10 protein-coding genes are annotated in these 12,851 nt (G+C 65.5%); 3 read left to right on the top strand and 7 right to left on the bottom strand.

Annotated features, from left to right (window positions below; translation table 11 throughout):
* Positions 1-13 precede the first annotated feature (13 nt).
* Both C380_RS23655 and C380_RS23650 read right to left on the bottom strand, forming a co-directional pair.
* The gene (locus C380_RS23655; protein ID WP_015016372.1) at positions 14-787 is read right to left on the bottom strand and encodes a 16S rRNA (uracil(1498)-N(3))-methyltransferase; all 774 of its coding nucleotides are present in this window, start codon (positions 785-787) and stop codon (positions 14-16) included.
* A gap of 99 nt (positions 788-886) precedes the next feature.
* Positions 887-2,041, bottom strand: a complete 1,155-nt coding sequence (locus C380_RS23650) for an aminoglycoside phosphotransferase family protein (RefSeq protein WP_015016371.1) — start codon at positions 2,039-2,041, stop codon at positions 887-889.
* Between the two features lie 115 nt (positions 2,042-2,156).
* On the opposite strand from C380_RS23650, the gene C380_RS23645 reads away from it, so the two are divergent.
* The 3 genes from C380_RS23645 (at position 2,157) to rsmA (ending at position 6,981) form a co-directional block, all read left to right on the top strand.
* Complete coding sequence (locus C380_RS23645) at positions 2,157-4,574, top strand: LPS-assembly protein LptD (RefSeq protein ID WP_015016370.1); 2,418 nt, start codon at positions 2,157-2,159, stop codon at positions 4,572-4,574.
* 3 nt (positions 4,575-4,577) lie between these two features.
* Positions 4,578-6,011, top strand: coding sequence for a peptidylprolyl isomerase (locus C380_RS23640; RefSeq protein WP_015016369.1), 1,434 nt, complete (start codon positions 4,578-4,580; stop codon positions 6,009-6,011).
* A gap of 190 nt (positions 6,012-6,201) precedes the next feature.
* On the top strand, positions 6,202-6,981 hold the full coding sequence (gene rsmA / locus C380_RS23635; RefSeq protein WP_015016368.1) for a 16S rRNA (adenine(1518)-N(6)/adenine(1519)-N(6))-dimethyltransferase RsmA: 780 nt from the start codon (positions 6,202-6,204) through the stop codon (positions 6,979-6,981).
* 276 nt (positions 6,982-7,257) lie between these two features.
* Here rsmA and C380_RS23630 read toward each other — a convergent pair whose 3' ends face one another.
* From C380_RS23630 to C380_RS23610, 5 genes are all read right to left on the bottom strand, one after another.
* Complete coding sequence (locus tag C380_RS23630) at positions 7,258-7,467, bottom strand: hypothetical protein (RefSeq protein WP_015016367.1); 210 nt, start codon at positions 7,465-7,467, stop codon at positions 7,258-7,260.
* Positions 7,446-7,871 carry a barstar family protein gene (locus C380_RS23625; RefSeq protein ID WP_015016366.1) on the bottom strand — a complete coding sequence of 142 codons (426 nt, stop codon included), beginning with the start codon at positions 7,869-7,871 and terminating at the stop codon, positions 7,446-7,448. The genes C380_RS23630 and C380_RS23625 overlap by 22 nt, the downstream gene beginning before the upstream one ends.
* A 137-nt stretch (positions 7,872-8,008) precedes the next feature.
* Positions 8,009-8,416 (bottom strand): ribonuclease domain-containing protein, encoded by a 408-nt coding sequence (locus C380_RS23620; protein WP_015016365.1) that lies wholly within the window; start codon positions 8,414-8,416, stop codon positions 8,009-8,011.
* A 154-nt stretch (positions 8,417-8,570) separates the two neighbouring features.
* Complete coding sequence (locus tag C380_RS23615) at positions 8,571-10,916, bottom strand: NADP-dependent malic enzyme (RefSeq protein ID WP_015016364.1); 2,346 nt, start codon at positions 10,914-10,916, stop codon at positions 8,571-8,573.
* Positions 10,917-11,324: 408 nt separating this feature from the next.
* Positions 11,325-12,842, bottom strand: a complete 1,518-nt coding sequence (locus C380_RS23610; protein WP_015016363.1) for a CoA-acylating methylmalonate-semialdehyde dehydrogenase — start codon at positions 12,840-12,842, stop codon at positions 11,325-11,327.
* Between the last annotated feature and the right edge of the window lie 9 nt (positions 12,843-12,851).

Below are 12,851 nucleotides of genomic sequence, written 5' to 3'. Positions count from 1 at the left end.
GCAGGGTGTCGCGCTACAGCGTGAGAGCGGCCAAGGCGGCCAGCGGGGCCGTCTCCGCGCGCAGCACGCGCGGGCCCAGCGTGACGGGGGCGAAGCCGTGTTGCAGCGCCAGGTCTTCTTCCGCAGGGCTCAGGCCACCCTCGGGGCCGGAGAGGAATAGCATGGGGCGCTGGGCATCGCCGCTGCCTGTGGCTTCACGCAGCGGCACGGTGCCGGGCCGCAGCGACAGCAGCAGGCGTCGGGCGGCGTTTTGGGTGTCCTGGGCTTCCGGGAGCGTTACGCCCTGCCCTGGTGAACGCAGCCAGCCCGCCAGGTCGATGGCGGGGTGCACCACGGGCACACGGTTGCGGCCGCATTGTTCGCAGGCGGCCACGGCCACGGCCTGCCAGTGGGCGATCTTCTTGTCGGCGCGCTCGCCCTTGAGCTTGAGCACGCTGCGCTCGGCCACCAGCGGGGTGATGCTGGCCACGCCAAGCTCGGTGGCTTTTTCGACCAGCCAGTCCATGCGCTCGTTGGCGGTGATGCCGGCCAGCAGGTGCACGGCGCGGGGCGCCTCGCGCTCGATGGCGTGGTGTGCGCCCACGAGCACGCGCACATCGCTGCGGCCCATCTTGACGACGGTGGCGTCGAACTCGCCACCGGGGTCGCCCGCGCCCTGGCCGCCGTGGAACAGGGTGATGCCGTCACCGGGCTGCAGGCGCAGCACCTGCACATGGCGTGCGGCGCCCGGGGGCAGGTCCAGCTCGGCGCCGGTGGCGAGGGGAGCCGGGCAATGGAAACGGGGCATTTGCTATCTTTGTAATAGCTACTAGCGCATGATTTGTCTGCGCTTGAGCCGGTTTTTGCTTGATTTTTTGGGGCGTGCCGTGAATGCAGGGCGCTGTGGCTACATGCGGCCGTACGCAAAGCCCACCACGGGCTCGGTGCCTTCGATCTGGTCCAGCATCTTGAGCAGCGGCCCCAGCTGCCGGTAGCGGTTGGCCGTGGCGCGGATGTACGCAATGAACCGGGGCGCATCGGCCAGGTACTTGGGCTTGCCGTCGCGCAGCGTCAGCCGCGCAAAAATGCCCGCGACCTTGAGGTGCCGCTGCAGGCCCATCCATTCCACCGCGCGGTAGAACTCGCCAAAGTCATCGCCCCAGCCGCTGGCGCTGTTGGCGCCCAGCAGTCCGGCCTTGCGCGCCTTCTCCCAGTAACGCACGGTAATGTCGATGACGAATTCTTCTTCCCAGCTGATGAACGCGTCGCGCAGCAGGCTGGCGATGTCGTAAGTGATGGGGCCGTAGACCGCGTCCTGGAAGTCCAGCACGCCCAGGGGCGCGCCTGCTTCTACAGGTGCCATCAGGTTGCGGGTCATGAAGTCGCGGTGCACATAGACCTGCGGGGCTGCCAGGTTGTGGGCCACGATGGCATCAAAGGCGCCTTGCAGCGTGGCCTGCTGTTTGTCGTCCAGGGCGATGGCGCGGTGCTTGGCGAGGTACCAGTCGGGGAACAGCGCCAGTTCGCGGCGCAGCAGCGGCTCGTCGTAGGCGGGCAGCACGCCGGGGGCGGACGCCTTTTGCCACTGCAGCAGCACATCGGTGGCCTGCTGGTACCAGGCGTAGGCGTCCCGGGGTTTTTCGGGGTTCAGCCGCTCGATCACGGTCTGGTGGCCCAGGTCGGACAGCAGCATGAAGCCGGTGGGCTCATCAAACGCCAAGATCTGGGGCACGTTCAGCCCGGCGACGGCCATCAGGCCCTGCACCTGCACAAAGGGCTTGCAGTTTTCCTTGTCGGGCGGCGCATCCATCACGATGCGGCTGGCGCCCGTGCCCGTGTCGATGCGCAGATAGCGGCGGAAGCTGGCGTCGGCCGACGCGGGGCGCAGGGTGTCAGGCAGCAACTGGTGCGGTCCCACCAGGGGGGCCAGCCAGGCGTCAAAGGCCGCACGGCGGGCGGCATCAGGCCAGCTGACGTGGGTGGGGGCGGCGGGCGCAGCTGGTGCGGCCACGGTGGCGCCCAGGGGCTGGCCAGCGGGCGATGGGGGGATGGGGTGGCTCATGGATAATCCGATTTTACAAACCGGTCGTGGCTGGCGCCGTGCGCGTGGGCCAGGGCCGGTCCCTTTGTCCGCTACCGCCCCATCACCCCACGTGCCACGCTGCCAGCCACCCACCGTGCAGAACCTCACCTCCCTTCGCGCCCGGCCCGCCACGGCGAAGTCTGCACGGCTGCGGCCCCCCGTGCCCCGCGTACTGGCTGTGGGCGTTGCGCTGGCCTGGTGTGGCCTGCCGCTGGCGGCCCTGGCCCAGGACGCCGCCGCGCCCAGCGCCTGGGATGCGCCTCCGGCGCTGCGGTCCTCCCCGCTGCTGCAGGAAAAGATTCCCGACGCCGTGCGCTCGCAATTGCCCGTGTTTGTGAAGGGCGATCACATCAGCGGCCAGACGGACCTGAATGCGCTGATTGAAGGCAACGCCGAGTTGCGCCGGGGCGACACGGTCATCCGCGCGGACCGGCTGGACTACAACGTGCCCGAGGACCTGGCCAAGGCCAACGGCAAGGTGCGCATCAACCGCGCAGGCAACGTCTACGAAGGCACGGCGCTGGAGCTGCGGGTGGAGGCCTTCGAGGGCTTCTTCAGCGATGCGCGCTACCGCTTTCTGGCCACGCAGGCGCACGGAGATGCGACGCGGGTGGACTTTGTGGACCGCTACCGCGCCGTGGTGCACAACGGCACCTACACCACTTGCGAGCGTGGCAACGAAGAAAGCTGGCAGCCCGACTGGGTGCTGCGCGCCGCCACCATCCGCATCGACAACGAGGAAGAGGTCGGCACGGCCGAAGACGCGGTGCTGGAGTTCAAGGGCATCTCGGTGCTGCCCATTCCGTACATCACCTTCCCGCTGTCGGAAAAGCGCAAGTCCGGCCTGCTGCCGCCTACCATCGGGCTCGACAGCCGGGACGGCGTGACCTACATGCAGCCGTACTACTGGAACATCGCCCCCAACCGCGATGCCACCTTGCGCGCGGCGCTCATGACCAAGCGGGGGGCCAATGTGGGCGGCGAGTTCCGCTACCTGGAGCCGACCTACAAGGGTCAGATCAGCGCCGATGTGATGCCCACCGACCGCCTGCGCGACCGGGTGCGCTGGAGCTTCAGCGGCAAGCACGAGGGCGCGTTCGATACGGCCATTGGCGGGCTGGGGCTGAACCTCAACCTCAACCGGGTCAGCGACGATAACTACTGGCGCGACTTCAGCCGCGCCACCGAGCAGCTGCGCCAGCGCCTGTTGCCCAACGATGCCATCCTGTCCTGGGGCCGCAACGACATGTCGGCCACGGTGCGCACCCTCAAATGGCAGACGCTGCAGGATGTCACCTCGCCCATCGTGCCGCCGTATGACCGCATGCCGCAGGTGCAATGGCGCTACAACCCCTCGCAGCTGGGCGGCGGATTCGACGCCAGCGTCGAGCTGGACACCACGCGCTTCGAAGCAGCCCGCGCGCTCACCGGCCAGCCCAACGCCGACCGCAGCTACGCCATGGCGCAGATCAGCCGCCCCTTCCTGTCGCCGGGCGGCTTCATCACCCCGCGCCTGCAGCTGCATGCCACGCAGTACCAGTTTGATTCGGCCCTCTCCAACGGCCAGCGCTCGGCCAGCCGCACACTGCCCACCTTCAGCCTGGACAGCGGCCTGGTGTTCGAGCGCGACACCGCTTACTTCGGCCGGGCCTTCCTGCAGACGCTGGAGCCCCGGGCGTTCTACACCTACACGCCCTACCGCGACCAGAGCATGCTGCCGGTGTACGACACGGCGGCCAATGACTTCAACTTTGCAACCATCTACACCGAGAACGCGTTTGGCGGCAACGACCGGCTGGCCGACAACAACCTGCTGACCCTGGGCGTGACCACCCGCATGCTGGACCCCGACACCGGTGCCCAGGCCGCGCGCTTCGGCATTGCGCAGCGGGTGCGGTTCTCGGACCAGAAGGTGACCTTGCCAGGCGGCACGCCGGTGAGCGAGCGCCTGTCGGACCTGCTGCTGGGCGCGGGCATCAACTGGACACCCCAGTGGGGCTTTGACTCCACCGTGCAGTACAACCCCAAGACCGGGCAGTCCATCCGCTCCACCATCGGCGCGCGCTACAGCCCCAGCAACTACCGCACCGTGAGCGCGGCCTACCGCCTGCAGCGTGGCACCAGCGAGCAGATCGACATCGGCTGGCAGTGGCCGCTGAACGACCTGTGGGGCGACAAGGGCAAAGACCTGGGCCCCGGCCGTGGCCAGGGCGGCGGGCGCTGGTACAGCGTGGGCCGATTGAACTACAGCATGAAGGACCGCAAGCTGGTGGACACCGTGGTGGGCTTCGAGTACGACAGCTGCTGCTGGATCGGCCGCGTGGTGCTGGAGCGCCTGCAAAGCAGCGTGACCAGCTCCAACACGCGCCTGCTGTTCCAGATCGAATTCGTGGGCTTCTCCCGCCTGAGCCTGGGTTCCAGCCCGCTCGACTCCTTCAAGCAAAATGTGCCGCGTTACCAGAACCTGCGCGAGCAGGTCTCCACGCCCAGCCGCTTCAGCAACTACGACTAGACCATGAATCACCGTGTACTCGCACTGGCCTTGACGGCCGCGTTGGCATCCCTCGTGGCGCAAGGCGCTGCGGCCCAGGGCCTGCGTCCTTCGGGGGCCTCGTCTTCGGGCAAGACCGGGTTGTCCTCCTCGCCGTCGTCGCTGACCGCGCGCCCTGCGGCCGTGCCCTCCATCACCTTGCCTGCGCCTTCGGCCAGCACGGCTCCGCGCTCGGCCGATTTCATCGTGGCGGTGGTCAACTCCGAGCCCGTGACCAACTACGAGGTGCGCTCGCGCCTGGCACGTGCCGAGGCGCAGATCGCCAAGCAGGGCGGTGCCATGCCACCGCGCGATGCGCTGGCACGCGAAGTCCTTGAACGCATCATTCTGGAAAAGGTGCAGCTGCAGCAGGCGCGTGAATCGGGCATCAAGGTCGATGACTACGCCGTGTCGCAGGCCGAGCAGGGCGTGGCCCGTCAGAACGACATGACGGTGGACGAGCTGTATGCGCGCCTGGCCCGCGACGGCATGAGCAAGGACCGGTTTCGCGAAGAGTTGCGCAACCAGCTGCTGCAGCAGCGCCTGCGCGAACGCGAAGTCGAAGCACGCGTGAAGGTCAGCGACCTGGATGTGGACCAGTTCCTGCGCGAAGAGCAAAAGGGCACGGACGTCGCTGCCATGGAGATCAACCTCGGCCATGTGCTGGTGGTGGTGCCTGAAAACGCCACCCCCGCGCAGGTGGCCGAACGGCAGGCACGCGCACAGCGCGCGGCCGACAAGGTGCGCGCGGGCGAAGACTTTGCGGCGGTGGCCCGCGAGTTCTCCGATGCGCCCGAAGGCCAGCGGGCTGGTGGGTTACTGGGCCTGCGGCCTGCAGACCGTTATCCGGAACTGTTCGTGAACTCCACCCTCGGCCTGCCGGTGGGCTCCATCGTGGGCCCGGTGCGCTCGCCAGCGGGTTTTCACGTGCTCAAGGTGGTGGAACGTGTGACGGCGGGTATGCCGACCACGGTGGTGCAAAACCATGCGCGCCATATCCTGCTGCGCACGGGCCCCCAGTTGTCCGAAGCCGCTGCCGCCGCGCGCTTGGCCGACTACCGTCGCCGCGTGCTGGCGGGGCAGGCCGACTTTGCAACACTGGCGCGCGAGCATTCACAGGACGGCAGTTCCAAGGAGGGTGGTGATCTGGGCTGGGCCAACCCCGGCCGGTATGTGCCCGAGTTCGAGCAGGCGTTGGACGCCCTCAAGCCTGGCGACATCAGCGAACCTGTGGTCTCGCGTTTTGGCGTGCACCTGATCCAGCTGCTGGAGCGCCGCGAGGCCAAGCTCACCCAGCGCGAGCAGCGCGACATGGCACGCAACGTGGTGCGCGAGAAGAAACTCGACGAGGCCTATGCCACCTGGGCGCAAGAGCTGCGCGGGCGCGCGTATGTCGAGTACCGCGAGCCACCCCAGTGATGAATAAGTGCATCCCCCTGAGGCGCTGCGCGCCTTCCCCCTTCTCTCAAATCGCTGCGCGATTCGGGAAGGGGGACGCCGCCAGCGCGGCGGGGCGGCCCTTGCGCGGCGGCCGCTGGTCTGGATCGCGCCCCTTGCATATCTCGCATGCCGTGGCTCGGCATATCGAAGACATCAGCGAGCCAATGGCATGAAACACATTCCCCGCAAGCGCTTCGGACAACATTTCCTGTCCGACCAGGGCATCATCGACGGCATCGTGCAGGCCATTGCGCCGCTGCCCGGCCAGCCCATGGTCGAGATCGGGCCTGGCCTGGCCGCGCTGACGCAGCCCCTGGTGGAGCGACTGGGGCGCCTTACCGTCATCGAACTGGACCGCGACCTGGCCCTGCGCCTGCGCCTGCATGGGCAGCTCGATGTGATCGAGTCCGACGTGCTGAAGGTGGACTTCACGGCGCTCGCGCAGACTCTGCGCGACAAGGCCGGGCAGCCGGGATTGCGGCTGCGCGTGGTGGGCAACTTGCCCTACAACATCTCCACCCCCATCCTTTTCCACCTGCTGGACCATGTGCAGGTCATCGAAGACCAGCACTTCATGCTGCAAAAGGAAGTGATCGACCGCATGGTGGCCAGCCCCGCCACTGGCGACTACGGGCGCCTGTCGGTCATGCTGCAGTGGCGCTACGCCATGGAAAACGTGCTGTTCGTGCCGCCCGAGAGCTTCGACCCCCCGCCCCGCGTGGACAGCGCCGTCGTGCGCATGGTGCCGTATGCCGAGCCGGCACCGCTATCGATTCCGGTGCTGGAAGAATTGGTCCAGGTGGCTTTCAGCCAGCGCCGCAAGCTCTTGCGCCACACGCTGGGCCGCTGGCTCGAAGCCCGCCAGTTTGCTGGCGAATTCGACACCCAGCGCCGCGCCGAGGAAGTGCCTGTGGCTGAGTACGTGGCGCTGGCGCAGAATTGCTCTTGAATTGATAGCTCGCAGCGCTTACTGGATGGGTGCTAGCGGTCTATGGGGGCAAAAAAATGGGGTGCAGTGCACCCACATCATTCGCATCAATGGCAGGAAAAAAAGGCCTGCCTTGGGTGTGGCAGGCGCTTGATTCAATTCTGCCCTTGACGATGGGAGAGATACCATGCGAGAGACACCGCGCAAGGGCCGCCCCGCCGCGCTGGTGTCGTCCCCCTTCCCGGCGAAGCCGAGAGAAGGGGGAAGCGGCGTAGCCGCTCAGGGGGATGTACCGAGTTATGCGGCGCTGAGCCAGTACCCGGCGTTGAAAGGGCTGCTCATGCGCAGCGCCATGGGCGATACGTCCACAAGTTTGTCTGTGGGCATCTTTTCAGCGGGTTCGCCGTTGATCTCGATGCCTTCGACGGCCTGGGTGTCGCTAGCCTCGTTCGCCCGTTCTGCTTGGCTGGTGGATGCAGAACGGGCTACAGAAAAGAATAGAAACACCGGAAGGGGATCTTGCGATCGCCCCAGTAGTCGGCCGCGTCACGGAAGATGTCGAGCAGCTGCTCGCGCGCTTCCTTGTCGAACTTGCCCGTGGCCGGAATCTGCTCCAGCACCACAATGAAACCAGGCTGCGGGCCCGATTTGTGCAAAGGGTCTGTCATGCAGTCGTACAACGCATCGAAGTTCTTGCCGAAGTGCGATGGGAACGTGAATTGGGCGGCAATCAGGTCTAGCACATCCTGCTTGGACTGCGCGTGGGCCAGATTGGCGTACAAGAAATGGTGACCCATGGAGGTGGCTGCATCCTGCAGGTCCTGCACGCGGAAGGCGCGAATGGACTGCACGATGTTGGTGCGCACGCCACGCAGTGGCGTTTCCAGGTCTTTACGAAGTGGCGTCTGCATCTCCGCTACTCTTTCTTTATAAAGTCCACAAACTTCTGGCATCTCACAGGCTGCAGGATGCGGCCTGTGAATGGGGAATTCAATGGGGCGCGGCGTACGTTTTCAGGGATGGGCTGGCTGGCGCACACCGCAGGGGGTTACTCGACGATCTCGCGAAAACTGGCGTAGTGGTCGCTGGTGTAGTAGCAGGCGTCCGGTGTCCGGGGCTTGCCGCCACACACGATGCGCCGGGCTCCCCGGTCGCGCGATCCTGGTGTTCTGACGGTGTATTCACGGTAGTAGCCCCGCTTTTGGGCGGGTAACAGCCGCTCGCGATTGCCAAAAACCGATCCGTCCTTGTCGTACGGAAAGGGCCCGCCCTCACGGATCAGCGCATACGTTGTCCGCCCTTGGGGCGGCAACTCGGCCAGTGCGATGGGGGTGGTGGACCCGCTTTCGGACGGGGATTTCCGGGCATGTCCCGCAACCGGAGACAGCACGAAAGCAACACCCAAAACACACAATAACCCTGCCTTGCGCGCCCGGGTGGCTACAGCCTTCAGCATCAACGAACCTTTCAGAAACTACGGGTTAACCCGAAATTTCGAGCCGTTAGTGTCGCTCAACGGTCCCCAAAAAGCAAGCGTCTGCACAAAGATTGGGCAGACGCTGAAGGGCTTTGCAAGGGTTTTAAGTTAGCGCTTGCTACCGGATATTGGCTTATCTCGCCACGTTGGCATCGGCCACGGTGAGGGCTGTCATGTTCACGATACGGCGCACGGTCGCGCTCGGTGTCAGGATATGAACCGGCTTGGCCGCCCCCAGCAGCACGGGGCCGATGGCAATGCCGCCACCCGCCGCCGTCTTGAGCAGGTTGTAGGCAATGTTGGCGGCGTCGATGTTGGGGAACACCAGCAGGTTGGCGTCGCCAGTCAGTTCGCTGCTGGGCATGAGTGCCGAACGGGCCTTGCCGTCCAGCGCCACGTCGCCATGCATTTCGCCGTCCACTTCCAGCCAGGGCGCCTGCTGGCGCAGCAGCTCCAGGGTCTGGCGCATCTTTACCGCGCTGGGGCTGTTGCTGGTGCCAAAGTTGGAGTGCGACAGCAGCGCGGCCTTGGGCTTGATGCCAAAGCGCATCATTTCCTCGGCGGCCAGGGCGGTGATCTCTGCCAGCTCCTGCGGCGTGGGGTCGTAGTTGACGTGCGTGTCCACCAGGAACACCTGGCGGCCGGGCAGCATCAGGCCGTTCATGCAGGCATACACCGGCACGTCCTGGGCCGTGCTGTCGGCACCGCCTGCGTGCTTGCCGATCACCTGGTCGATGTACATCAGGTGGTTGGCCGTGGTGCCCCAGGTGCCGCAGATCAGGCCGTCCACTTCGCCCTTGTGCAGCATCATCGAACCGATGAGCGTGAGGCGGCGGCGCATCTCGATCTTTGCCACCTGCTGGGTGATGCCCTTGCGCTCGGTCATGCGGTGGTAGGTCTGCCAGAAGTCGCGGTAGCGGTGGTCGAAGTCGGTGTTGACCACGTCGTAGTCCACGCCTTCCTTCAGGCGCAGGCCAAACTTTTCGATGCGCTGGGCGATGATGGCGGGGCGGCCGATCAGCGTGGGGCGGGCGACCTTCTCGTCCACCACGATCTGTGCAGCGCGCAGCACACGTTCTTCTTCGCCCTCGGCATAGGCCACACGCTTCTTGGCAGCATTGCGGGCCGCGTCAAAGATGGGCTTCATTGTCGTGCCCGAGGCATACACAAAGGTCTGCAGACGGTCGCGGTAAGCGTCCATGTCGGCGATGGGGCGCTGCGCCACGCCGCTGTCCATGGCGGCCTGGGCCACGGCCGGCGCGATCTTCATCATCAGCCGGGGGTCAAACGGCTTGGGGATCAGGTATTCGGGGCCGAAGGTCAGCTTCTCGCCCACGTAGGCGGCTGCCACCACCTCGCTTTGTTCGGCCTGGGCCAGCTCGGCAATCGCGTGCACGGCCGCAATTTCCATCTCATCGGTGATGGTGGTGGCGCCGCAGTCCAATGCCCCACGGAAGATGTAGGGGAAGCACAGGACGTTGTTCACCTGGTTCGGATAGTCCGACCGGCCCGTGGCCATGATGATGTCGTTGCGCACGCTGTGCGCCAGCTCAGGCGTGATCTCGGGATTGGGGTTCGCCAGCGCGAAGATCACCGGGCGCTCGGCCATGGTGGCCACCATCTCGGGCTTGAGCACGTTGCCGGCCGACAGGCCCAGGAACACGTCGGCGCCGACCATCACCTCGGCCAGCTTGCGCGCATCGGTCTTCTGCATGAACTGGCGCTTGTCGTCGTCCATCAGCTCTTCGCGGCCCTCATAGACCACACCGGCCAGGTCGGTGACAAACACGTTCTTGCGCTGCACACCCACCTTGAGCAGCAGGTTCAGGCAGGCCAGGGCCGCCGCGCCCGCGCCGCTGGTGACCAGCTTCACGTCTTCAATCTTCTTGCCTGCCACCTTCAGCGCATTCACGATGGCAGCCGCCACCGTGATGGCTGTGCCGTGCTGGTCGTCGTGGAACACCGGGATCTTCATGCGCTTGCGCAGCTCGCGCTCCACGTAGAAGCAGTCGGGGGCCTTGATGTCTTCGAGGTTGACGGCGCCAAAGGTCGGCTCCAGCGCCGCGATCACCTCGACCAGCTTGGCGGGGTCCTTCTCGTCGATCTCGATGTCGAACACATCGACGCCCGCGAACTTCTTGAACAGGACGGCCTTGCCTTCCATCACCGGCTTGGACGCCAGCGCGCCGATGTCGCCCAGGCCCAGAACGGCGGTGCCATTGGAAATGACGGCCACCAGATTGCCGCGCGAGGTGTAGCGAAACGCGTTGGCCGGGTCCTTGACGATCTCTTCGCAAGGGGCAGCCACGCCGGGCGAGTAGGCCAGCGCGAGATCGTGCTGGTTGATCATCTGTTTGGTCGCGGCAATCGCCAACTTACCCGGCTTGGGAAACTCGTGGTACTCGAGAGCGGCACGGCGCAACTGGGCACGCTTGTCGGAATCGTTGTTGTTGTTCTGGGCCGTGGTGTTCTCGGGCATTCAGTGTCTCCAACTCAGGGGTGAGGGGCCAAAACCGTACTCCAGCGGGTCTGCAGCAGGCTGTCAGCTTTGTAAGGGTCTGCGATTGTAGGGGGATGTGCGTAAAAACCCTAGTAAGCGAATCTGCTTACCTGCGGGCTGTTTGCCCATTCATTGTGTCGTGTGGACAGGGTTTTGAGACCCCCATATCCATGCACAAAAGCTATGAGGTGTTTTGCTTTTTGAGGGGCAAGACCTCAGTTGTCCGAAACGGGTTGCTTCATGGGCTCTTTTGGCGTCAAAAGGCTGCATGCCGCGCCAGCCGTGATCATTGGGGTGCCTTGTCTTCAAACGCTATGTCGAGGCATGGAACGAAAAAAGGCCCCGCGTGGGGCCTTTGTCGTTGAAAATTGAACGCTGACGGATGCTTCAGCGGCTGCTCGGAAAGCTGAACACCGCCCCCTCACGCACGCCCGCCGAGGGCCAGCGCTGCGTGATGGTCTTGCGCTTGGTGTAGAAGCGCACGGCATCCGGGCCGTAGGCGTGCAGGTCGCCGAACAGGCTGCGCTTCCAGCCGCCGAACGAGTGGTAGGCCACCGGCACGGGCAGGGGCACGTTCACGCCCACCATGCCGACCTGGATGTGGTCGGTGAAGTAGCGGGCAGCCTCGCCGTCGCGGGTGAAGATGCAGGTGCCGTTGCCGTATTCGTGGTCATTGATGAGCTGCATGGCTTCCTGCAGCGTCTTCACGCGCACCACGCCCAGCACGGGGCCGAAGATTTCTTCCTGGTAGATCTTCATGCCGGGCTTGACGTTGTCGAACAGGCAGGCGCCCAGGAAGTAGCCTTCCTCATGGCCCGCCACCTTCACGCTGCGGCCATCGACCACCAGCGTGGCGCCTTCGGCCACGCCGCTGTCCACATAGGCCTTCACCTTCTCGAAGTGGGGCTTGGTCACCAGTGGGCCCATGTCGTTGCTGTTGTCAGTGCCGGGGCCGACCTTCATCTTGGCGATCTCGGTCTTCAGGCCCGCAATCACGGCGTCACCCACTGCGTCGCCCACGGCGATCAGCAGCGGAATGGCCATGCAGCGCTCGCCGCACGACCCGTAGGCCGCTCCCATCAGGGCGCTCACGGCGTTGTCCACGTCCGCGTCGGGCATGAGCACGGCGTGGTTCTTGGCGCCGCCCAGGGCCTGCACGCGCTTGCCGTGCTTGCAGCCTTCGCTGTAGATGTATTCGGCAATGGGGGTGGAGCCCACAAAGCTCACGGCCTTGACGCGTGGGTCTTGCAGCAGCGTGTCCACGGCCAGCTTGTCGCCGTTGACCACGTTCAGCACGCCGGGCGGCAGGCCGGCTTCGAGCGCGAGCTGGGCGATGAACAGCGCGCTGGTGGGGTCGCGCTCGGAGGGCTTGAGCACAAAGGTGTTGCCACACGCCACGGCCATGGGCCACATCCACAACGGCACCATGGCCGGGAAGTTGAACGGCGTGATGCCGGCGGTGACGCCCAGCGCCTGGAACTCGCTCCACGAATCAATCGATGGACCGACATTGCGGCTGTGCTCGCCCTTGAGCAGCTCGGGCGCGTAGCTGGCGTATTCCACGTTTTCAATGCCGCGCTGCAGCTCGCCGTGGGCGTCGTTCAGCACCTTGCCGTGCTCGGCCGTGATCATGGCGGCAATCTTGTCGGCGTTCTCCTCCAGCAGCACCTTGAGCTTGCTCATCACGCGCGCGCGCTTGAGCGGCGGCGTGTTGCGCCAGGCGGGGAAGGCGGCCTCGGCCGAGGCAATGGCGGCTTCCACCGTGGCCTTGCTGGCCAGCGCCACGCTCGTGGTCGATTGGCCGGTGGCGGGGTTGAACACCGGCTGCGTACGCTCGGTGTCTGCAACGAGCTTGCCGTCGATCAGGTGGCCGATGGTGGTGGTGACGTTCTTGTCGTGGTTCATGATGATTTC

Origin of the sequence: Acidovorax sp. KKS102, from assembly GCF_000302535.1 — a bacterium.
In the GTDB taxonomy this organism is placed as follows: domain Bacteria; phylum Pseudomonadota; class Gammaproteobacteria; order Burkholderiales; family Burkholderiaceae_C; genus Acidovorax.
The sequence above is the reverse complement of the archived record's forward strand: the minus strand, read 5'-3'. Positions and strand labels throughout refer to the sequence as shown.